16 protein-coding genes and 1 CRISPR repeat array are annotated in these 21277 nt (G+C 42.3%); of the genes, 7 read left to right on the forward strand and 9 right to left on the reverse strand.

Annotation, left to right across the window (positions count from 1 at the left end; genetic code table 11):
• Positions 1-31: 31 nt before the first annotated feature.
• Positions 32-1785: a CRISPR direct-repeat array (repeat unit 36 nt; unit sequence GTTTTAGAGCTGTGTTGTTTCGAATGGTTCCAAAAC).
• A gap of 45 nt (positions 1786-1830) precedes the next feature.
• The 6 genes from ATE37_RS07165 to pbp1b form a co-directional block, all read right to left on the reverse strand.
• On the reverse strand, positions 1831-2511 hold the full coding sequence (locus tag ATE37_RS07165) for a rhomboid family intramembrane serine protease (protein WP_084868518.1): 681 nt from the start codon (positions 2509-2511) through the stop codon (positions 1831-1833).
• Complete coding sequence (locus tag ATE37_RS07170) at positions 2495-3034, reverse strand: 5-formyltetrahydrofolate cyclo-ligase (protein ID WP_084868519.1); 540 nt, start codon at positions 3032-3034, stop codon at positions 2495-2497. Before ATE37_RS07170 ends, ATE37_RS07165 begins: the two co-directional genes overlap by 17 nt.
• Before the next feature lie 12 nt (positions 3035-3046).
• A complete protein-coding gene (locus ATE37_RS07175; protein ID WP_084868520.1) occupies positions 3047-4177 on the reverse strand; it encodes an N-acetyldiaminopimelate deacetylase in 1131 nt (376 codons plus the stop codon).
• Positions 4178-4244: 67 nt separating this feature from the next.
• The gene (gene dapD, locus ATE37_RS07180) at positions 4245-4943 is read right to left on the reverse strand and encodes a 2,3,4,5-tetrahydropyridine-2,6-dicarboxylate N-acetyltransferase (protein ID WP_084868521.1); all 699 of its coding nucleotides are present in this window, start codon (positions 4941-4943) and stop codon (positions 4245-4247) included.
• Positions 4944-5027: 84 nt separating this feature from the next.
• Complete coding sequence (locus ATE37_RS07185; RefSeq protein ID WP_084868522.1) at positions 5028-5939, reverse strand: DMT family transporter; 912 nt, start codon at positions 5937-5939, stop codon at positions 5028-5030.
• Between the two features lie 77 nt (positions 5940-6016).
• Positions 6017-8497 carry a penicillin-binding protein PBP1B gene (gene pbp1b, locus ATE37_RS07190; RefSeq protein ID WP_084868523.1) on the reverse strand — a complete coding sequence of 827 codons (2481 nt, stop codon included), beginning with the start codon at positions 8495-8497 and terminating at the stop codon, positions 6017-6019.
• 140 nt (positions 8498-8637) lie between these two features.
• Between pbp1b and tyrS the strand changes: the two genes are divergently transcribed.
• Positions 8638-9894, forward strand: coding sequence for a tyrosine--tRNA ligase (gene tyrS, locus ATE37_RS07195; protein WP_000546907.1), 1257 nt, complete (start codon positions 8638-8640; stop codon positions 9892-9894).
• 54 nt (positions 9895-9948) lie between these two features.
• A complete protein-coding gene (locus ATE37_RS07200; RefSeq protein WP_084868524.1) occupies positions 9949-10797 on the forward strand; it encodes a putative RNA methyltransferase in 849 nt (282 codons plus the stop codon).
• Positions 10798-10906: 109 nt separating this feature from the next.
• On the opposite strand, the gene ATE37_RS10980 is transcribed toward ATE37_RS07200, so the two are convergent.
• The 3 genes from ATE37_RS10980 to malQ form a co-directional block, all read right to left on the reverse strand.
• The gene (locus tag ATE37_RS10980) at positions 10907-11113 is read right to left on the reverse strand and encodes a hypothetical protein (RefSeq protein WP_042800250.1); all 207 of its coding nucleotides are present in this window, start codon (positions 11111-11113) and stop codon (positions 10907-10909) included.
• 233 nt (positions 11114-11346) lie between these two features.
• Positions 11347-13605 carry a glycogen/starch/alpha-glucan family phosphorylase gene (glgP, locus tag ATE37_RS07210; RefSeq protein WP_084868525.1) on the reverse strand — a complete coding sequence of 753 codons (2259 nt, stop codon included), beginning with the start codon at positions 13603-13605 and terminating at the stop codon, positions 11347-11349.
• A gap of 24 nt (positions 13606-13629) precedes the next feature.
• Positions 13630-15147, reverse strand: a complete 1518-nt coding sequence (gene malQ / locus ATE37_RS07215) for a 4-alpha-glucanotransferase (RefSeq protein WP_084868526.1) — start codon at positions 15145-15147, stop codon at positions 13630-13632.
• A 475-nt stretch (positions 15148-15622) separates the two neighbouring features.
• Between malQ and ATE37_RS07220 the strand changes: the two genes are divergently transcribed.
• From ATE37_RS07220 to ATE37_RS07240, 5 genes are all read left to right on the forward strand, one after another.
• Positions 15623-16894, forward strand: coding sequence for an extracellular solute-binding protein (locus ATE37_RS07220; protein ID WP_084868527.1), 1272 nt, complete (start codon positions 15623-15625; stop codon positions 16892-16894).
• Positions 16895-17018: 124 nt separating this feature from the next.
• On the forward strand, positions 17019-18311 hold the full coding sequence (locus tag ATE37_RS07225; protein WP_180382775.1) for a sugar ABC transporter permease: 1293 nt from the start codon (positions 17019-17021) through the stop codon (positions 18309-18311).
• Position 18312: 1 nt separating this feature from the next.
• Positions 18313-19155, forward strand: a complete 843-nt coding sequence (locus ATE37_RS07230) for a sugar ABC transporter permease (RefSeq protein WP_084868529.1) — start codon at positions 18313-18315, stop codon at positions 19153-19155.
• 259 nt (positions 19156-19414) lie between these two features.
• A complete protein-coding gene (locus tag ATE37_RS07235) occupies positions 19415-20215 on the forward strand; it encodes a DUF1189 domain-containing protein (RefSeq protein WP_084868530.1) in 801 nt (266 codons plus the stop codon).
• 9 nt (positions 20216-20224) lie between these two features.
• Positions 20225-21211, forward strand: coding sequence for a LacI family DNA-binding transcriptional regulator (locus ATE37_RS07240; protein ID WP_084868531.1), 987 nt, complete (start codon positions 20225-20227; stop codon positions 21209-21211).
• Positions 21212-21277: the final 66 nt, after the last annotated feature.

Below are 21277 nucleotides of genomic sequence, written 5' to 3' on the forward strand. Positions count from 1 at the left end.
CTAATTCAAAAAGTCGTATTTAAGGCTTGTCGTTTTAGAGCTGTGTTGTTTCGAATGGTTCCAAAACCTCATCGACTACCCAATCGTATTGCAAGAGGTTTTAGAGCTGTGTTGTTTCGAATGGTTCCAAAACCTTGAGTGTCTTTTTGTACTTCTTTGGGCAGTTTTAGAGCTGTGTTGTTTCGAATGGTTCCAAAACGTATTGTTGACCTTGATACTGGAGAGATTAGTTTTAGAGCTGTGTTGTTTCGAATGGTTCCAAAACAAAACGCACAGGTGTTAAAACAACAGATGTGTTTTAGAGCTGTGTTGTTTCGAATGGTTCCAAAACATTGCTAAAATCAAGCATTACCAGTCGCTCGTTTTAGAGCTGTGTTGTTTCGAATGGTTCCAAAACCTAATTCAAAAAGTCGTATTTAAGGCTTGTCGTTTTAGAGCTGTGTTGTTTCGAATGGTTCCAAAACCTCATCGACTACCCAATCGTATTGCAAGAGGTTATAGAGCTGTGTTGTTTCGAATGGTTCCAAAACTGATCGCGCCAATCGCTGAACGGAATAGCTGTTTTAGAGCTGTGTTGTTTCGAATGGTTCCAAAACATTAGTTCTGACGATTTTGCTAAACTCTTTGTTTTAGAGCTGTGTTGTTTCGAATGGTTCCAAAACTCAGAGTCTTACCTAGCCATGTGTACTCTTGTTTTAGAGCTGTGTTGTTTCGAATGGTTCCAAAACGTCTCATTCAATCGTTCCACAGTTCAGTCGGTTTTAGAGCTGTGTTGTTTCGAATGGTTCCAAAACCAAAAAACTCCACCAGTCCCGGTGGAGTTAGTTTTAGAGCTGTGTTGTTTCGAATGGTTCCAAAACACATCGCTCTACGTGTCAATGGGAATTCCAGTTTTAGAGCTGTGTTGTTTCGAATGGTTCCAAAACCAATCGATGTAGAAGGCTATGAACAAGCTAGTTTTAGAGCTGTGTTGTTTCGAATGGTTCCAAAACGGAGATATCAATCCTTTTAGTGTAGCAAAAGTTTTAGAGCTGTGTTGTTTCGAATGGTTCCAAAACCCATTGAACCGGTAGACATACTGAACTATATGTTTTAGAGCTGTGTTGTTTCGAATGGTTCCAAAACCCTCCAAAGCTACGACAGTCTTATCACGCAGTTTTAGAGCTGTGTTGTTTCGAATGGTTCCAAAACCTTCGATGTAACCGACTTGAACGCAGACTAGTTTTAGAGCTGTGTTGTTTCGAATGGTTCCAAAACGGACGCAGTAACGTTCTTTGAACGCCGAAAGTTTTAGAGCTGTGTTGTTTCGAATGGTTCCAAAACTAGTGATGGACAATATGCTTCGGCGAACCAGTTTTAGAGCTGTGTTGTTTCGAATGGTTCCAAAACTTCCGTGCAGCAGTATCGCCAGGCGTGTCTGTTTTAGAGCTGTGTTGTTTCGAATGGTTCCAAAACAGCCCGCGAGGCTACTAAGGCTGGACTTCCGTTTTAGAGCTGTGTTGTTTCGAATGGTTCCAAAACTGAAGTATGTCGCACCGGTTGCTCACTCGAGTTTTAGAGCTGTGTTGTTTCGAATGGTTCCAAAACATCAATACAGAAATGACAGTAGAGGAATACGTTTTAGAGCTGTGTTGTTTCGAATGGTTCCAAAACTTGAACGTGAGAATGCTAAGTTGGCAGCCAGTTTTAGAGCTGTGTTGTTTCGAATGGTTCCAAAACAGTCAATACTTGTCTTGATTTCTTTTAGCTGTTTTAGAGCTGTGTTGTTTCGAATGGTTCCAATCTACACAAAAAGCTACTCATTCTTTGGGTAGCTTTTTAACTATCCCCCTACACATAGCTCATTCCCTTATAGCAAAGGAAAACGGCTAGTGCGATAAAAAGTACAGTTGCTCCAATTCGCTGGCTGGTACTATACATCTTCCTCTCCCATTTGACTGGAAAAATGACTGCTAGAAAAGCACCGCCTACTGCACCTCCGATATGGCCTGCTAGGCTGATTCCTGGAATCAGAATACTTCCAATGATATTTATCACGAAAAGTGTCAGATAGGATTGCCCCAACTGCTGGATATAGGGGCTACGAGTTGCATAACGCAAGACGATAATCGCAGCAAATAACCCATAGAGAGAAGTGGAGGCCCCTGCTGCTAGGACTTTCGGTGTGAAAGCAAAAACAAAGAGATTGCCCATCATTCCTGATAAGAGATAGAGAAAAAAGAACTGCTTGGAGCCGAAAATCTCCTCCACCTGTCGTCCAAGAAAGTAGAGCGAAATCATATTGACAATGAAATGTTCCCAACCGATATGCACAAATATAGCCGAAAAAAGGCGCCACATCTGCTCTGGGAACAGGCGAATGATCGGTCCATACATAGCTCCAAACTGAAACAGAGTTTTGGCCTGATCAAAGTTGATACCCGTAGTAATCAGCATCAGTAAAAATACAAGGCCAGTCACTAGGAGGAAAAAACTGGTCACAGGGTAACGTTTATCAAAGATTTCCTTCATAGATCAATACCTCCTGAACGGGAATATCGTGGCTATCTGGATTAAATGTTTGGATTTGACAAGGATAGATTGTACTCATGGTATGCCCAGCAAAATGTTCCAGATAGCGGTCGTAGTAGCCTCCACCATATCCGATTCGATAGCCCTCTGTTGTAAAAGCCAAGCCCGGAACATGGATTAAATCAATTTGAGACGGATCCACCACTTCCAAGTCTCCTTGCGGTTCCAGTAAACCAAAGGAAGTTTTTAGCAACTGCTGCGGATTATAGACCACAAACTCCATGCGCCCCTTGGGATAGGTTTTGGGTATCAGGACCTTCTTGCCGTCCTTCAGTGCCTGCTCAATCAGTTCTTGCGTTTGAAATTCATGCGGAAAGGAGAGATAAGTTGCGATGACCTTAGCTTCTTGGTAAAAGGGGTGATTTAAAAATCGCTCAGTTAAAGCTCGATCCATAGCCTGTTTTTGCTCCTGAGATAGAGTCTTCATTTCTTGCAAAATTTTCTTGCGTAGTTCTGCTTTCATAGACAATCCCTCTTACTCTGCTGCCTTCTTTTTCAGGAAACTAGAGACCGCATCTACCCCAATGGCTAAGGCTTCTTCCTTAGGGCTCATCTGAGGGTGATGAAGGGCGTAGGGACTATCGATACCTAGCCAGAACATAACGCCATCTACCTTCGAAAGGAGATAACCAAAGTCCTCACCAGTCATAGCAGGCTCGATATCAATCAACTCGATTCCCTCTTTTTCTTCAAAGAAATCCATCAGTTCACGCGCCAAGGCTGGATTGTTCTCCACAGGTAGGTAGCCTCCTTGCTTGAGTTCCACTTCGACTTCCATATCAAAGGCTGCTGCAACCCCTTCTGCGACTGTCTTGACTCTTTTTTGTACCAAGAGGCTCATGTCCTGAGTCAAGGCGCGAATGGTTCCGTGTAAAAATGCTGTGTCTGTAATGACATTGTTGGTTGTTCCAGCTTGAAAAACGCCAAAGGTCACCACCGCTCCCTCGATGGGATTAACATTGCGGCTGACAACTGACTGTACTTGGGTTACAAAGTAACTAGCAGCCACCAAGGCGTCATTGGCTTCATGCGGAAAAGCTGCATGCCCTCCTTTTCCTTTGAAACGAATCTTCACCTCACAGGTCCCTGCAAAGAGAGTGTGTGTATTGGTCGCAATCTGTCCAACCTTCAGATCTGGACGAACATGGAGACCATAAAATTGGTCTGGCAGCCAGTCCCCAAAAGCACCATCCTCATACATGAGCATGCCACCTGCTTCATTTTCTTCAGCAGGCTGAAATAGGAAGAGCAAATTATTCTTGGGTTGTTCCTCCAGGGCGCGTTCGAGACATCCTAAGGCAATGGTCATATGAAAATCATGGCCACAAGCATGCATGCGACCTTGGTGTTGAGAGGCGAAAGGCAGTCCTGTTTGTTCGACAATAGGCAGACCATCAATGTCTGTTCGCCAACCAATGGTTCGCTCCGGCTGACTTCCCTGCAGGTAGACCAAAATCCCTGTCCGCCAAGTACGAACTTGAACAAAGTTCTTGCCCGTAGTTAATTTCTCAATCACATCCAGCAAATAAGCCTGAGTCTTAAACTCCTCCAAGCCAATCTCTGGAATCTGGTGTAAATCTCGTCTAGTCTGAATCAAATCTAACATCTATCTGTCCTCCTATATAGAAGAAAGAGGCTGGAAAAAGGGTTCCGCCTCTTTTTTACTTTTACAATTACAAGGTACGAAGCGCATCCTCAAGCGCTGTTTTTTGTTGGGTTTGGGCATCAATCTCTTTGATGATACGAGCCGGAACACCTGCCACTACAACGTTTTCTGGAACATCTTGGGTAACGATAGCTCCTGCTGCAACAACTGAACCACTACCGATTTGGACCCCTTCGATCACCACTGCATTAGCACCGATAAGAACATTATCTCCAACACGGACTGGTTCAGCACTAGCTGGCTCAATCACACCTGCCAAAACCGCACCTGCACCAACGTGGCTGTTTTTTCCAACAATAGCGCGACCTCCAAGGATGGCACCCATGTCAATCATGGTTCCAGCACCAATTTCAGCACCGATATTGATAACAGCTCCCATCATGATAACAGCATTGTCACCAATTTCAACCTGGTCACGGATAATAGCACCTGGCTCGATACGTGCGTTGATATCACGTTTATCTAGTAAAGGGACTGCAGAATTACGAGCATCTTGCTCAACAACATAGTCTTGATTTTCTACCAAACCTTCGAGAAGCGGAGCTACGTCCTTCCAGTCTCCGAATAAAACATTTCCTAGTTTGACAACAGAACTAGGCACAGCAGTTGCGAGTTGCCCCTCAAAGGTTACTTTGACACTGGTTTTCTTTTCAGCATTGGCGATAAATTGGATAATTTCTTGAGCGTTCATTTTTGTAGCAGTCATAGGCGCCTCCTGGTTCGTTATAATGATACCTATTCTACCAAAAAAGGCCTCAAATTTGAAGCCTCAACTATCAAATAAGCATCTTTACTTAGCTTGTTTTGCTTCTTCTACAGATAAGAAAATCATCGGAACGATAATCAACACCATAGCTAAAGCCAAAAAACCATCCATGACCAATCCCAGAAAAAGAACACTTAATAAAGCTGAAGAAAGCGGTTCGCTAGCACTCACCACCGATACGACCAGCGGGGAAACGAGGGACACAGCCTTCATAGATAGGAAGAAGGCAAAAGCGGTGCCAAACACGGCAATCATCAGACAAATCAGCACACTTACTAGATCCACTTGAAAACTTATCCGATAAATGGGGTAAAGGAAATTACTAAAGAGTCCTGCCAGAATCATCCCCCAACCAACAGTCGGAACAAATCCGTAGCGCCGTGCAAAACGCTGGGGAAGGATAACATTAAACATGACCCCTACTGCACTGAGCAAACCTGTTACTAGAGCCAAAGGTGTCATGGATAACTGGGACAAGTCCCCTTTTGTAGCCATCAAAAAAACACCTAGCATGGCAATCAAAACATAGAAAACTGCTGTAGTCGAAGCCTTCTTCTGATAGATGATTCGATTGTAAAACAGGATAAAAACTGGGCTGATAAATTGCAAAATGGTCGCCGTCGTCGCATTGGAATACTCAACGCAGAGATAAAAGAAAAACTGCACAGAAAAAATACCTAGAATAGCATAGGCTAAAAAAGGTAGATAATTTTTTTTATCACGCCAGATGTCCAACAAGTGGCTACGCAACTGAAAAGCAGATAAACCTAAAACCAAACTCCCCGCCACTAGTAAACGCATAGAAGTAATCCATCCAGAAGACACTGGATAATGAGTGAAAAAATACTCTCCTAAAATCCCACAGATCCCCCAGATTAAGCCTGAGAGTAGCGAGTATAGTGTTCCCTTAACAATCTTTTTCTGATAATGATTCATACTCCTATTGTAACACGAAACTAACAAAGAAAAAAGTAGCAACAAGGAGAAATTACTAACCTTGCTGCTACTCTATCTTAACGATTAAATAGACGTGAACGTCCTGAAGAGCCACTCTGAGTATTTCCACTCGAACTTGTTGTTCCCGAACTGCTACTTGAGATTGGAGGAGTTACTGCAGGAATGCTTCCTAGAATATTCTTCCAAGCATTCTGATAATCTGCATCGCTTCCTCCAATAGCGAAGCGGTAGGTGGTTACTGGCGCCCCTTCTTTAGTAGCCCAGTAACTTGTTACGGTAGAACCGGAAACGTTAACTTCTTTGCCATTAATTGAAACCTTGCCCGGTTTCTCCCCTGTCGACTTGAGAACTTGTGACTTGGTCACACTTGAGTCAAGATTAAAGCGCTCATTCCCCCAAATGCCAGGTTTTGCTTGTTGAATAGCATTAACCAAGTGGGCCATATAGTTGGCATTGCGGTAGTGGCCCGCCCCTTTGGCTAGTGGGCGGTTGTCATCGTGACCTAGCCAGCCACCCAAGGTCAAGCGAGGCGTAGAAAGCATAAGCCACATATTTTCGTCTTCATTGGTTGTACCAGTTTTTCCAATCCAGTCGGCGCTAGCGAGGCTGGGATTGATGGTAGCCAAGTCTGTCTGGAAACTTGAGGTAATCCGAGATGAAATAACATCGCGAAGTAAACTTTGCATGATGGTCGCTGTCGCTTTTGAGTAAACTTGGACAGGTTTATCTTTATGTTCATAAACCACTCGACCATCTGTTGACTCGATCTTCGCAATCATATGTTTCTTATGGTAAACTCCGTTGTTGGCCAGAGTCTGATATCCGTTGGTATGCTGAGCAACTGTAACGTCAATTCCTCCGCCCATCGGTAAACTCTCAATACCATATTCTGGGATTTCGTAACCCATTTTTTCCATATAGCCTTTAACATCAACACCCTTCTCTCGGAGTGTACGATAAGTCCAGTAGGCTGGGATATTCCATGAGTAGTTAAGGGCCTCCCCTAACGTCATCATCCCTGTACCAGGACTATTGACATACATGATAGGATTGCCGTTTGAAAAGTTGGTCGGATAGTTTGATAAGATACTTGCACTTCCCATCAGACCTTGGTCGATGGCAATACTGTAAGCCAATATCGGCTTAGTAGTCGAAGCAGGAGAACGTTTTGTGTCGATAGCGTGGTTATTCTGATTTTTTTGATAATTGCGACCACCGACAAATCCAAGAATAGCTCCTGTTTGGTTGTCCATGAGGACATTCCCCACCTCAGGCTGTCCTGTCGAATCATCTAGCAGATAGCCGTAGGTTGCCACCGCATTTTGCATCGCAGCATGAACATTTTTATTGATAGTTGTCGTAATCTTATAGCCACCATTTTCAATTTCCTTAGTCGCTAAATCACGATAAGCTTTCTGGATGGATTCATTCTTTTGCTCTTGTACAGAAACATTATCTCTCTGAATCAGATAGTCATACATCCGATCAGTAGCTTCTGCCAAGGTTGCGAAGTAGAGATAGTCACGCGAAGTACCGCTGACACTACCAGATGGTAAGAAGTCTTTCTTAAAGTCATAATCTTTGTACTTATCGTAATCTTCCTGACTTAGAGCCCCTGTCCGGTACATATTATAGAGAACATCTCTAGCCCGTTTGACCCCCAGAGCCAAATCCTCCTCGCTCTTCATACTACCGTCAGATTCATAAGGGGAGTAACTAATTGGACTCTGTGGCAATCCTGCGATAAAGGCTGCTTGAGGGACCGTTAGATCCGAAGCCTTAACCCCAAAGATCCCTTCTGCAGCCTGCTGGGCACCTGCAATATTCTGACCTTTGTGATTGCGACCAAAAGGAGCTATGTTAAGGTAGGTTGTTAAAATCTCATCCTTACCCATGGCCCGTTCTAAAGCCAGAGCATCAATAATCTCTTTGGCCTTACGAGCCAGAGTTGGAGCATCCCCCACCACTTGCTGCTTGATGACCTGCTGGGTCAAGGTCGAACCACCACTGGATGACCCCAGACCAACAAAAGTTCCCAAGGTCGCACGAATAACGGCCTTAGGCACAACTCCCTTGTGCTCGTTGAAATTCTCGTCTTCTGTCGCAATGATAGCCTTTTTAAGATTATCCGAAATAGCACCTGAAGCGACTGAAGTGCGCAACAAATCGCCCTCGATCGAGGCAATGGTACTGCCGTCAGAATAAGTGATTTCTGAGATAGAGGCAATATCCTTCACTTGCTTGACCAACTCTTCTGCTTGAGGGACCTGGGCCTTGTCAAATAGGGCAACTCCATAACCCATAGCCACCCCAGCACCAAACAGTCCACCGATAAAACCTAGGATAAAGAGAGTATTAAAGACTATTTTAAACCCACTCAAAACCCTAGCAAAATTAGATCCTGCCCTTCTAACTTTATCAGAAGAGGTCGCCTTTTTATCGATTTTCTTATCTGCTTGTCTTTGTTTCCATTTAGCAGTTAGCTGCTGGAAAAAATGCAGCATTTTTGTTTTTAATTCATTAATTCTTTCTTTCATGAATGTCCTCGCTTTCTCTATTATACCATAAAAGGAAAACTTTCAATAAAATAGCCACTTTCTTCCTTATTCCACTAGGCTATTAATCAAGTTTGTGATACAATAGGTAGAAACAATATTTTATAAAGGAGAAAAGACACATGCACATTTTTGATGAGCTAAAAGAGCGTGGTTTGATTTTTCAAACGACTGATGAAGAAGCTTTGCGTAAAGCCCTAGAAGAAGGTCAAGTTTCTTATTATACTGGCTACGATCCAACTGCTGACAGCCTTCACCTAGGCCACCTTGTCGCAATCTTGACAAGTCGTCGCTTGCAGCTAGCAGGTCACAAACCTTATGCGCTCGTTGGCGGTGCTACAGGTCTCATCGGAGATCCGTCCTTCAAAGATGCTGAGCGTAGTCTCCAAACAAAAGACACAGTAGAGGGCTGGGTCAAGTCTATCCAAGGACAACTTTCTCGTTTTCTTGACTTTGAAAATGGGGAAAATAAAGCTGTCATGGTCAACAACTACGACTGGTTTGGCAGCATCAGCTTCATTGACTTCCTCCGTGATGTCGGAAAATACTTCACTGTCAACTACATGATGAGCAAGGAGTCTGTGAAGAAACGGATTGAAACAGGGATTTCTTACACTGAGTTCGCTTACCAAATCATGCAAGGATATGACTTCTACGTCCTTAACCAAGAGCACAACGTAACGCTACAAATCGGTGGTTCTGACCAGTGGGGAAATATGACAGCTGGTACCGAATTGCTTCGTCGGAAGGCTGACAAGACTGGCCACGTTATCACAGTGCCACTCATTACAGATGCAACTGGTAAGAAATTTGGTAAATCAGAAGGAAACGCTGTTTGGCTCAACCCTGAAAAGACTTCTCCATACGAAATGTACCAATTCTGGATGAATGTCATGGACGCTGACGCTGTTCGCTTCTTGAAAATCTTTACTTTCTTGTCACTAGATGAGATTGAAGACATCCGCAAGCAGTTTGAGGCTGCTCCTCATGAACGCTTGGCTCAAAAAGTCTTGGCTCGTGAAGTCGTGACTCTTGTTCACGGAGAAGAAGCTTACAAAGAAGCCCTCAACATCACTGAGCAACTCTTTGCAGGAAACATCAAGAACCTTTCTGTCAAAGAACTCAAACAAGGACTTCGTGGAGTACCAAACTACCAAGTACAAGCAGACGAAAACCACAATATCGTGGAACTCCTTGTGTCATCTGGTGTGGTGAACTCCAAACGCCAAGCCCGTGAAGATGTTCAAAATGGAGCCATCTACGTCAACGGCGACCGTATCCAAGACCTTGACTATGTCTTGAGTGACGCAGATAAGTTAGAAAACGAACTAACTGTTATCCGCCGCGGGAAGAAAAAATACTTCGTTCTTACATACTAAAAAAGCAGACTGGGGGCATTTGCCATCCAGTCCTTTTTTTGCTAGACTAAAACTATGAATACAAATCTCAAACCAAAACTTCAACGTTTTGCTACTGCTAGCGCCTTTTCCTGCCCCATCTGCCAAGAAAATCTGACTCTGGTAGAGAGCAGTCTCAAATGCAACAATCGCCATTCTTTTGACTTGGCTAAATTTGGCTATGTCAATCTGGCACCTCAAATCAAGCAATCTGCCAACTACGACAAGGAAAACTTTCAAAACCGCCAACAAATTCTAGAGGCTGGTTTTTATCAGACTATCTTAGAAATCATCTCAGACCTGCTTGCAAGACTAGAAACTGCCAAAACTATCTTGGATATCGGCTGTGGTGAAGGTTTCTACTCTCGCAAACTCCAAGAAAGTCATCATGACAAAACCTTCTACGCCTTTGATATTTCAAAAGATTCCGTTCAAATCGCTGCCAAGAGCGAACCCAACTGGGCGGTCAACTGGTTTGTTGGAGACCTGGCCCGCCTCCCTATAAAAGACGCCAGTATGGATATCTTGCTTGATATCTTCTCACCTGCCAACTATGGGGAATTCCGTCGCGTTTTATCCAAAGATGGTATCTTGATTAAGGTCATCCCGACTGAAAATCACCTCAAGGAAATCCGTCAAATGGTGCAGGACCAGCTGACAAAGAAGGATTATTCCAACCAAGATATCAAGGAACATTTCCAGAAACATTTCAGCATCCAATCTAGTCAGATTGCTTCCTTAACAAAACCTATCTCGGCTGAGCAACGCCAAGCCCTGCTTGCCATGACACCCTTACTCTTTCATGTTGACCAAAGCAAGATTGACTGGAATCAACTGACGGAGATTACCATCGAAGCAGAGATTCTGGTTGGAAAAGCACTGTAAGCTAGTTTTGGAGATACTACAAAACCCGCACCTCAAGAAGAGGTGCGGGTTTAAATCGCGATTTTTCAACTGTCTATCCGAAAAGTGGAAAAAATTTTAACCTCTCCGTTTATTTTCGATTCGAAATAACAAATTTATCAATAAATAGCAAGTGATATAAGGCAAGTGATGCCCCATAACAACATCCATGAAAAGAGATTTCTTGATGAGTCAGTGGAAAGGAACTACTATTACCCATATAAAGGCATGACCAAATTACAAAAAGAATCCAAAATAAATCAGTCCATTTATATTTTGAAAAATATTTTTTCCACATAAGAACACCCTCTTTCCTGCAATCATATTATAATACTTCATGTAAGCGAATACAAGAAATATGAGGTAATCAACTAAGAAGAATCATAAGGTTGAAAGATAGTGTTAAACTCTCAATATGTCTATGATTTATCTCTTTTTAGACAAGATTGATCCAAATCAACATTATTCAAAAAAAGCGAATTTCAATCGAAACTCGCTTTTTTACAAAATGTATTAGTATAAATTTGTATCTTAGTTCAAGTGCCAGATATCTTCGTTGTACTGAGCGATTGTACGGTCAGATGAGAAGAATCCTGCTTTAGAAATGTTAACGATGACTTTATCCAACCATGCGTCACGGTCTTCGTAGTCAGCAAGCATTTGCTCTTTGACTTTGATGTAGTCTTCCAAGTCAAGGAGAGTCATGAACCAGTCTTTGTTGATCAATTCGTTGTAAAGACGTTCCAAGCGTTCTTTCTTACCTACTGCAAGAACAGCATCGCTCACGATGAAGTCAACCAAAGGTTTGATAGCTTTACGAGCGTAGAATTCGCTTGATTTGTAAGCTGCTTTTGCGTAAAGGTCGATAACAGTTTCTGAATCTTCACCAAAGATATAGATGTTTTCGTCGCCAACCAACTCAGCGATTTCCACGTTAGCACCGTCCATAGTACCAAGAGTCAAAGCTCCGTTCAACATGAATTTCATGTTACCAGTACCTGAAGCTTCTTTAGAAGCAAGTGAGATTTGTTCAGAGATGTCACATGCTGGGATGAGGAAGCTTGCTGCAGTAACGTTGTAGTTTTCAACCATTACGACTTGCAAGTGTGGAGCTACTTCTGGATCATTTGCAATCACTTCTGACAAGCAAAGGATCAAGTGAATGATGTCTTGGGCAATTGTGTAGGCAGGAGCTGCTTTACCACCAAAGAAGACTGTGATTGGGCGAGCAGGGATGTTGCCAGCCTTGATATCAAGGTATTTGTGAATCACATACAAAGCGTTCATTTGTTGACGTTTGTACTCGTGAAGACGTTTAATTTGGATATCAAAGATAGAGTTTGTATTGATTTCCACACCTTGGTGCTCTTTCAAGTGACGAGCCAATTTACGTTTGTTGTGAGCCTTGATGCTTTCCAATTTTTCTTTGACAGCAGCCTTGTCTTCGTATGACAAGAGTTTTTCAAGCTCATCTGCTTCATGGTGCCAACCACGGCCAATAATCTCATCCAAGTAGTGAGACAGTCTTGGGTTGGCATGCATGAGCCAACGACGGAATGTGATACCGTTTGTTTTGTTATTAAATTTTTCTGGGTAGATGTCGTAGAAAGCTTTCAACTCTGAGTTCTTCAAGATTTCAGTGTGAAGAGCTGCAACCCCGTTTACGCTGTATCCGTAGTGGATATCCATGTGAGCCATGTGAACACGTCCGCTCTCATCGATGATTTGAACAGCTGGATCTTTGTATTCTGCTTTCACACGGCGGTCCAATTCTTTGATGATTGGTACCAAGTGAGGAACCACTTCTTCCAAGAATTCAAGAGGCCATTTTTCAAGGGCTTCAGCAAGGATTGTGTGGTTAGTGTAGGCAGTCATGCTACGTACAATTGAGATTGCTTCATCAAGTTCGATACCACGCGCAGTCAAAAGACGGATCAATTCAGGGATCACCATTGATGGGTGAGTATCGTTGATTTGTACGACTGCGTAGTCCGCAAGGTCATGCAAGTTGCTTCCTTTTTCGATTGCTTCGTCGATGATCAATTGTGCACCGTTTGAAACCATGAAGTATTGTTGGAAGATACGGAGCAATTCACCTTGTTTATCGCTATCGTCTGGGTAAAGGAAAAGAGTCAAGTTGCGAGCGATATCTGTCTTGTCAAAGTTGATACCATCTTCGATGATAGAAGAATCAACTGAATCCAAGTCAAACAAACGCAAGCGGTTTTTAGTAGCTGTTTTGTAACCAGGTACATCGATATCGTAAAGAGTAGATGTCAATGTGAAGTGTGCAAATGGCACTTGGTAGCTACGGCTTGAGCGAACCAACCAGTTTTGGTCAGTCAACCAAGCGTTAGGAACCGTTTCTTGTTGGTTGTTTTTAAGAACTTGTTGGAAAAGACCGAAGTGGTAGTTCAAACCAACACCATCACCATTCAAACCAAGTGTAGCGATTGAGTCGATAAAGCAGGCTGCCAAACGTCCCAAACCACCGTTACCAAGTGATGGTTCCAATTCTACTTCTTCGATTTCGATCAACTCTTTACCTGCAGCAGCAAGTTCTTTTTTCACATCGTCGTAAAGACCAAGGTTAATCAAGTTGTTTGACAAGAGTTTACCGATCAAGAACTCAGCTGAGATGTAGTAAACTTTTTTCTTACCAGTATTCACTGGTTTTTGGCTGCTTGCAAGTTTGCTGTAGTTTAGAAGAGCAAGGTAAAGCTCTTCGTTACTACATTCTGCAATGGTTTTATTGTAACGTTTTTGTACAAATTCGTTTAATGGTAACATGTTTATGTGTCTCCTGATATTGTCTTATTTCTTTAATTCTACCAAATTTTCATTGATTCGGCGATAAATTGTAGTCAAGTCAAGCAAAGTTTCTTCAACAGCTGGTGTCAATTGATCTGCTGTCATACGCCATGACCAGTTTCCACCAAGAGTAGATGGGAAGTTCATACGAGCTGACTCATCTAGTTCTAGCAAGTCTTGCATGGTTGCAATAGCCATGAAGCTAACAGATGAAAAGACTGTGCGAAGCATTGCGTGTGGCACTGTTTCATACTCTTTACGGTTCGTGTAACGAGCCATGTATTCACGAGTTGGATCGTCGATTTCATTACGGTACCAACCAAGAACCGTATTGTTATCGTGTGTTCCTGTGTACATAACAGAGTTAGCAGGTGCCAAGTGTGGGCTATCGATACTTTCGTCTTCTGGGTTGAAGGCAAACTGAAGAATCTTCATTCCTGGGAAGCCAGTGCGTTCACGCAACTCGATGACTTCATCTGTCATGAAACCAAGGTCTTCTGCGATGATGTTTAGCTCACCGAGCTCTTCCTTAACAGCTGCAAAAAGCTTATAGCCTGGGCCTTTCACCCATTTACCAGGTGCTGCTGTATCGGAACCAGCAGGAATTTCCCAGTAAGATTCGAAACCGCGGAAGTGGTCGATACGAACGATATCGTAGATCTTGAAGCTTTCGCGCAAGCGTTCAATCCACCATTTGTAACCGTCTTTATCCATTGCTTCCCAGTCATAGATTGGGTTGCCCCAAAGTTGACCAGTTGCAGAAAACTCATCTGGTGGGCATCCTGCAATGCAAGTTGCTTTACCATTGGCATCTGTCTTGAAGAGGTGTGGATTTGCCCACATGTCGCTTGAATCTTCCGCTACGTAGATAGGCATGTCCCCAACGATTTCGATGTGGTTGTCGTTAGCGTAGGCTTTCAATTTCAACCATTGTTGGAAGAAGAAGTATTGAGTCACACGGTGATAAACCAACTTGTCTGTCAATTTCTCACGGTAGCTTTCAAGTGCTGAAGCTTTACGCGCACGAGCATCTGTATCTGGCCATTCTGTCCAAGCAAGATTGTCAAAATGCTCTTTGATAGCCATATACTCTGCGAAGAGTTCAAGCCATGATTGGTTGTCTTTAGCAAACTTCTCAAAATCTTTGACATCACCCACTTCCAAGAAGCGTTTCACTGCTTTTTCTAAAAGTGGACGACGTGCATAATAAATCTTCGCATAGTCAACTTCAGATGCATCGCTACCAAAGTCAACACCTTTAAGATCACTGGCTTCGAGCAAGCCTTGCTCTACCAAGATATCAAGGTCGATAAAATGCGTATTTCCAGCAAAGGCCGAGAATGATTGGTATGGAGAATCTCCATAGCTTGTTGTCCCAAGAGGGAGGATTTGCCAGTAACGTTGCTTCGTACGAACCAAGAAATCAACGAAATCATAGGCAGTCTGGCCAAATGATCCAATCCCGTATGCTCCTGGCAGAGAAGAGATGTGCATCAACACACCACTTTGACGTTTTTTCATAATAGCACCTCATGTGTTTGTTATAAAACGTTGCGTAATCAAGGCGCAAACGTTTGCGTTAAATTAAGTATAGCGTATTTCAAACACAAATGCAAGCGTTTTTAAAAAATTTTTTTGAATTATTTTAATCAAACAAAACTTGTTCCCACTGATATTTTATGAAATAAGCGAAAAAATTTTTTAAGATTTTCTGATTTAAGATAATTCATTCCGAACATCTACTCTATTTTCCGAAAATCGGGCTAAATCAACGCAATCGTTTCCCTTAGTTTTCACAAAATAAGAAAATCAGCGTTTAGGATGTTTTCTTCCTATTAAAGGCAATCATCTCCACTTCCAAACCTTAAAAATTTTTTAAAATTTTTTCAAAAAAACCTTGCAACCGTTTTCTATTTGTGCTATACTAAGCTCATAAAGGAAAACGTTTGCGTTTCCCGAATAAATTATAACTGTTATTCTTTAGGAGGAATACACTATGTCATCTAAATTCATGAAGAGCGCTGCTGTGCTCGGAACTGCTACTCTAGCTAGCTTACTTTTGGTAGCTTGCGGAAGCAAATCTGCTGATAAAGCTGCTGATTCTGGTTCATCTGAAGCGAAAGAACTCACTGTATATGTAGACGAGGGATATAAGAGCTATATTGAAGAAGTTGCTAAAGCTTATGAAAAAGATTCTGGAGTAAAAATTACTATTAAAACTGGTGATGCTCTAGGAGGCCTTGATAAACTTTCACTTGACAACCAATCTGGTGATGTCCCTGACATTATGATGGCGCCATACGACCGTGTAGGTAGTCTTGGTAGTGATGGACAACTTTCAGAAGTGAAATTGAGCGACGGTGCTAAAACAGACGATACAACTAAATCTCTTGTAACAGCTGCTGACGGTAAAGTTTACGGTGCTCCTGCCGTTATCGAGTCACTCGTAATGTACTACAACAAAGACTTGATAAAAGAAGCTCCAAAAACTTTTGCTGACTTAGAAAACCTTGCTAAAGATAGCAAATATGCCTTCGCTGGTGAAGATGGAAAAACTACTGCCTTCCTAGCTGACTGGACAAACTTCTACTATGCATACGGACTTCTTGCTGGTAACGGTGGTTACGTATTCGGACAAAACGGTAAAGATCCTAAAGACATTGGTCTTGCAAACGACGGTTCTATCGCAGGTATCAACTACGCTAAATCTTGGTATGAAAAATGGCCTAAAGGTATGCAAGATACAGAAGGTGCTGGAAACTTGATCCAAACTCAATTCCAAGAAGGTAAAACAGCTGCTATCATTGATGGGCCTTGGAAAGCTCAAGCCTTTAAAGATGCTAAGGTAAACTACGGTGTAGCGACTATCCCAACTCTTCCAAATGGAAAAGAATATGCTGCCTTCGGTGGTGGTAAAGCTTGGGTCATTCCTCAAGCCGTTAAGAACCTTGAAGCTTCTCAAAAATTTGTAGACTTCCTTGTTTCAACTGAACAACAAAAAGTACTATATGATAAGACTAACGAAATCCCAGCTAATACTGAAGCTCGTTCATACGCTGAAGGTAAAAACGATGAGTTGACAACAGCCGTTATTGAACAGTTCAAGAACACTCAGCCACTACCAAACATCTCTCAAATGTCTGCGGTTTGGGACCCAGCTAAAACAATGCTCTTTGAAGCTGTAAGTGGTACAAAAGATGCGAAAACAGCTGCTAACGATGCTGTAACATTGATTAAGGACACAATCAAACAAAAATTTGGTGAATAATTGATTTGTTCAAGGGGGGTGGAAGCAAAATCCCCCTTTGAATTTATAGATACGCTTATTATCATACGCACGTATCTTACGATCGAATCCGAGTTTTATCTCGCATCCTATGAAAGGAGTAATCATGGAAAAACAACAGCCTCGCAAAGCAGCCTTGCTGTCAATCATTCCTGGTTTAGGACAAATTTATAACAAACAAAAAGCTAAAGGATTTATTTTCCTTGGTGTTACCATTTTATTTGTTCTGTATTTTCTAACACTTGCAAGCCCTGAATTGAGCAATTTGATCACCCTTGGTGAAAAGCCCGGTCGTGATAATTCACTTTTCATGCTGATTCGTGGTGCTTTCCATTCTATCTTTGTTGTCGTTTACTTGCTCTTTTATATTTTTAATATCAAGGACGCACATACAACTGCTAAACGTATCAACAACGGTATTCCTGTAGCTCGTACCTTTAAGGATATGATTAAAGGTATTTATGAGAATGGATTCCCATACCTTTTGATCATCCCATCGTATGTAGCGATGACATTTGCGATTATCTTCCCGGTTATCGTAACCTTGATGATTGCCTTTACTAACTACGACTTCCAACATTTGCCACCAAACAAATTGTTGGACTGGGTTGGTTTGACCAACTTCACAAACATCTGGAGCTTGAGTACCTTCCGTTCAGCCTTTGGTGCCGTTCTTTCTTGGACTATCATCTGGGCTTTATCTGCCTCAACCTTACAGATCGTCATCGGTATCTTCACAGCTATCATTGCTAACCAACCATTTATCAAAGGAAAACGTATCTTTGGTGTTATTTTCCTTCTTCCTTGGGCAGTTCCAGCCTTCATCACTATCTTGACGTTCTCAAATATGTTTAATGATAGTGTCGGAGCTATCAACACTCAAGTCTTACCTCTCTTATCTAAGGTTCTTCCTTTCTTAGATGGAGCTCTTATCCCTTGGAAAACAGATCCGACCTGGACTAAGATTGCCTTGATTATGATGCAAGGTTGGCTAGGTTTCCCATACATCTACGTTTTGACCTTGGGTATTTTACAGTCTATTCCTAACGACCTCTACGAAGCGGCTTACATCGATGGTGCCAATGCTTGGCAAAAATTCCGCAACATCACTTTCCCTATGATTTTGGCTGTTGCAGCCCCAACATTGATTAGCCAATACACCTTCAACTTTAACAACTTCTCTATCATGTACCTCTTCAATGGTGGAGGACCTGGTAGTGTCGGTGGTGGAGCTGGTTCAACCGATATCTTGATCTCATGGATTTACCGTTTGACAACAGGTACATCTCCTCAATACTCTATGGCAGCAGCTGTTACCTTGATTATCTCCATCATTGTCATCTCTATCTCTATGATCGCATTCAAGAAGCTACACGCATTTGATATGGAGGACGTCTAAGATGAATAACTCAATTAAACTCAAACGTAGACTGACTCAAACCCTTACTTACCTCTACTTGATCGGCCTATCAATTGTCATTATCTATCCACTTTTGATTACTATCATGTCAGCCTTTAAAGCAGGTAACGTCGCAGCCTTTAAACTCGATACTAACATCAACTTCAATTTTGATAACTTTAAAGGACTCTTTACTGAAACCCTATACGGTACATGGTATCTCAATACCTTGATCATCGCCTTGGTTACCATGGCAGTTCAAACAAGTATCATCGTACTTGCTGGTTATGCCTACAGCCGTTACAACTTCTTGGCTCGTAAGCAAAGTTTGGTCTTCTTCTTGATTATCCAAATGGTGCCAACCATGGCCGCTTTGACAGCCTTCTTCGTTATGGCCCTTATGTTGAACGCCCTTAACCATAGCTGGTTCCTCATCTTCCTCTATGTCGGTGGTGGTATCCCTATGAACGCTTGGTTGATGAAAGGTTACTTTGATACCGTACCAATGTCTCTTGATGAATCAGCAAAACTTGATGGTGCAGGGCACTTCCGCCGCTTCTGGCAAATCGTTCTCCCTCTTGTTCGCCCGATGGTTGCGGTACAAGCCCTCTGGGCCTTCATGGGACCTTTCGGAGACTATATCCTCTCTAGTTTCTTGCTTCGTGAGAAAGAGTACTTTACAGTTGCCGTTGGTCTCCAGACCTTCGTCAACAATGCGAAGAACTTGAAGATTGCCTACTTCTCAGCAGGTGCTATCCTCATCGCTCTTCCAATCTGTACACTCTTCTTCTTCTTACAAAAGAACTTTGTTTCAGGACTTACAAGTGGTGGCGACAAGGGATAATCTATCCCCGCCACCCTTTTTCATTTTATACCTTTCGAAAATCTCTTCAAACCACGTCAGCTTTATCTCCAACCTCAAAGCCGTGCTTTGAGCAACCTGCGGCTAGCTTCCTAGTTTGCTCTTTGATTTTCATTGAGTATTAGCGATTGTTACTGTAAATAATATTCTTGCAACAAGCAATTTATCTCCTAGACTTGAAATAAAGCACATTTCTCTATATAATAATACTCATATAGAAAACACTTTTAGAAAGATGCCTATGCTTCCATATCCATTCTCGTATTTCTCTAGTATCTGGGGATTTCGTAAGCCCCTATCAAAACGTTTCGGCCTCAACTGGTTTCAGCTTCTCTTTACGAGCCTTTTCCTCATCAGCTTGTCTATGGTTCCGATTGCCATTCAAAACAGCTCACAGGAAACGTATCCACTGGATACCTTTATCGATAATGTTTATACACCGCTGACAGATGAAGCCATCATGGATTTGTCAGAGAATACACAAATCGTTGATGGAAAGCTGAACTACTCAGGTACGAAGAATCATCAGCCTTCTCTTTTAATTGGTCCAAGCCAAAGCAAGGAATTTCCAAAGGACTTGCAACTTCATTTTGATACGGAAGAACTCGTCATCAGCAAGGAAAGTAAGGAACTGACTCGCATTCGCTACCACGCGATTCAAACGGAGAGTTTCCAGAGTAAGGAAGATCTTACCCAGGCCATTTCTAAAGACTGGTATCAACAAAACCGGGTCTATATCAGTCTCTTTCTCGTTCTTGGTGCAAGCTTTCTCTTTGGATTGAATTTCTTCATTGTCTCTCTTGGAGCTAGCTTTCTCCTTTATATCACCAAAAGATCACGCCTCTTTTCATTTAGGACCTTTAAAGAGTGCTACCATTTTATCTTGAACTGTTTAGGATTACCCACTCTGATTACGCTTATTTTGGGACTTTTTGGCCAAAATATGACAACCCTTATCACTGTACAAAACATTCTTTTTGTTCTTTATCTGGTCACCATTTTTTACAAGACACACTTCCGTGATCCAGATTATCATAAATAGGAGATTTTTATGCCCGTTACGATTAAAGACGTGGCCAAGGCAGCAGGTGTATCACCTTCAACTGTTACCCGCGTCATTCAAAACAAATCAACGATTAGTGATGAAACCAAAAAACGAGTTCGCAAGGCGATGAAGGAGCTCAACTACCATCCCAACCTCAATGCTCGTAGCTTGGTAAGTAGCTATACTCAAGTTATCGGCCTGGTGCTCCCTGACGACTCGGATGCCTTTTACCAAAATCCTTTCTTCCCATCTGTTCTACGAGGGATCGCCCAAGTGGCATCTGAGAACCACTACGCTATTCAGATTGCAACGGGGAAAGATGCAAAAGAGCGGCTCAAAGCTATTTCCCAGATGGTCTATGGTAAGCGTGTAGATGGTTTGATTTTCCTCTATGCCCAAGAAGAAGATCCTTTGGTTAAGCTAGTAGCAGATGAGCAATTCCCTTTCCTCATTCTCGGAAAATCTACTTCACCCTTTATCCCTCTTGTTGATAATGACAATGTCCAGGCAGGTTTTGATGCAACAGAATATTTCATCAAAAAAGGATGCAAGCGAATTGCCTTCATCGGAGGAACCAAAAAACTTTTCGTAACACAAGATCGTCTAATGGGTTATGAGTTAGCTCTTAAACAATACCAACTTCCTATTGATCCCAATCTGACCTACTTTGCGACCGAATTTCTTGAAGATAATGGTTATCGCTTTAGTAAACTTCTCTTCGAACATGATCCAAATATTGATGCTATTATTACTATTGATAGCCTTCTTGCTGCAGGGGTCTGTGATTACATCGCAAAACACCAACTGGATGTCCCTGTCCTCAGCTTTGACTCGGTCAACCCTAAACTGAACTTGGCAGCCTATGTGGATATCAATAGCCTGGAACTTGGACGCGTTTCCTTTGAAACCATTCTCCAGATTATTAACGATGCCAAAAACAATAAACAGATTTGTTACCGCCAGTTGATTGGACACAAAATTATCGAAAAATAAAGACCAGCCCCAGTGAACTGCACCCCAAAAGTTAGACAGAAAAATCTAACTTTTGGGGTGTTTTAT

Source organism: Streptococcus oralis subsp. tigurinus (assembly GCF_002093575.1).
GTDB lineage: Bacteria > Bacillota > Bacilli > Lactobacillales > Streptococcaceae > Streptococcus > Streptococcus oralis_CH.

Excerpts from the sequence above, each read along its gene's own strand:
- ATE37_RS07165 (WP_084868518.1), bottom strand. The coding sequence starts at position 2,511 with ATGAAGGAAATCTTTGATAAACGTTACCCTGTGACCAGTTTTTTCCTC.
- ATE37_RS07170 (WP_084868519.1), bottom strand. The coding sequence starts at position 3,034 with ATGAAAGCAGAACTACGCAAGAAAATTTTGCAAGAAATGAAGACTCTA.
- ATE37_RS07175 (WP_084868520.1), bottom strand. The coding sequence starts at position 4,177 with ATGTTAGATTTGATTCAGACTAGACGAGATTTACACCAGATTCCAGAG.
- dapD (WP_084868521.1), bottom strand. The coding sequence starts at position 4,943 with ATGACTGCTACAAAAATGAACGCTCAAGAAATTATCCAATTTATCGCC.
- ATE37_RS07185 (WP_084868522.1), bottom strand. The coding sequence starts at position 5,939 with ATGAATCATTATCAGAAAAAGATTGTTAAGGGAACACTATACTCGCTA.
- pbp1b (WP_084868523.1), bottom strand. The coding sequence starts at position 8,497 with ATGAAAGAAAGAATTAATGAATTAAAAACAAAAATGCTGCATTTTTTC.
- tyrS (WP_000546907.1), top strand. The coding sequence starts at position 8,638 with ATGCACATTTTTGATGAGCTAAAAGAGCGTGGTTTGATTTTTCAAACG.
- ATE37_RS07200 (WP_084868524.1), top strand. The coding sequence starts at position 9,949 with ATGAATACAAATCTCAAACCAAAACTTCAACGTTTTGCTACTGCTAGC.
- ATE37_RS10980 (WP_042800250.1), bottom strand. The coding sequence starts at position 11,113 with ATGTGGAAAAAATATTTTTCAAAATATAAATGGACTGATTTATTTTGG.
- glgP (WP_084868525.1), bottom strand. The coding sequence starts at position 13,605 with ATGTTACCATTAAACGAATTTGTACAAAAACGTTACAATAAAACCATT.
- malQ (WP_084868526.1), bottom strand. The coding sequence starts at position 15,147 with ATGAAAAAACGTCAAAGTGGTGTGTTGATGCACATCTCTTCTCTGCCA.
- ATE37_RS07220 (WP_084868527.1), top strand. The coding sequence starts at position 15,623 with ATGTCATCTAAATTCATGAAGAGCGCTGCTGTGCTCGGAACTGCTACT.
- ATE37_RS07225 (WP_180382775.1), top strand. The coding sequence starts at position 17,019 with ATGGAAAAACAACAGCCTCGCAAAGCAGCCTTGCTGTCAATCATTCCT.
- ATE37_RS07230 (WP_084868529.1), top strand. The coding sequence starts at position 18,313 with ATGAATAACTCAATTAAACTCAAACGTAGACTGACTCAAACCCTTACT.
- ATE37_RS07235 (WP_084868530.1), top strand. The coding sequence starts at position 19,415 with ATGCTTCCATATCCATTCTCGTATTTCTCTAGTATCTGGGGATTTCGT.
- ATE37_RS07240 (WP_084868531.1), top strand. The coding sequence starts at position 20,225 with ATGCCCGTTACGATTAAAGACGTGGCCAAGGCAGCAGGTGTATCACCT.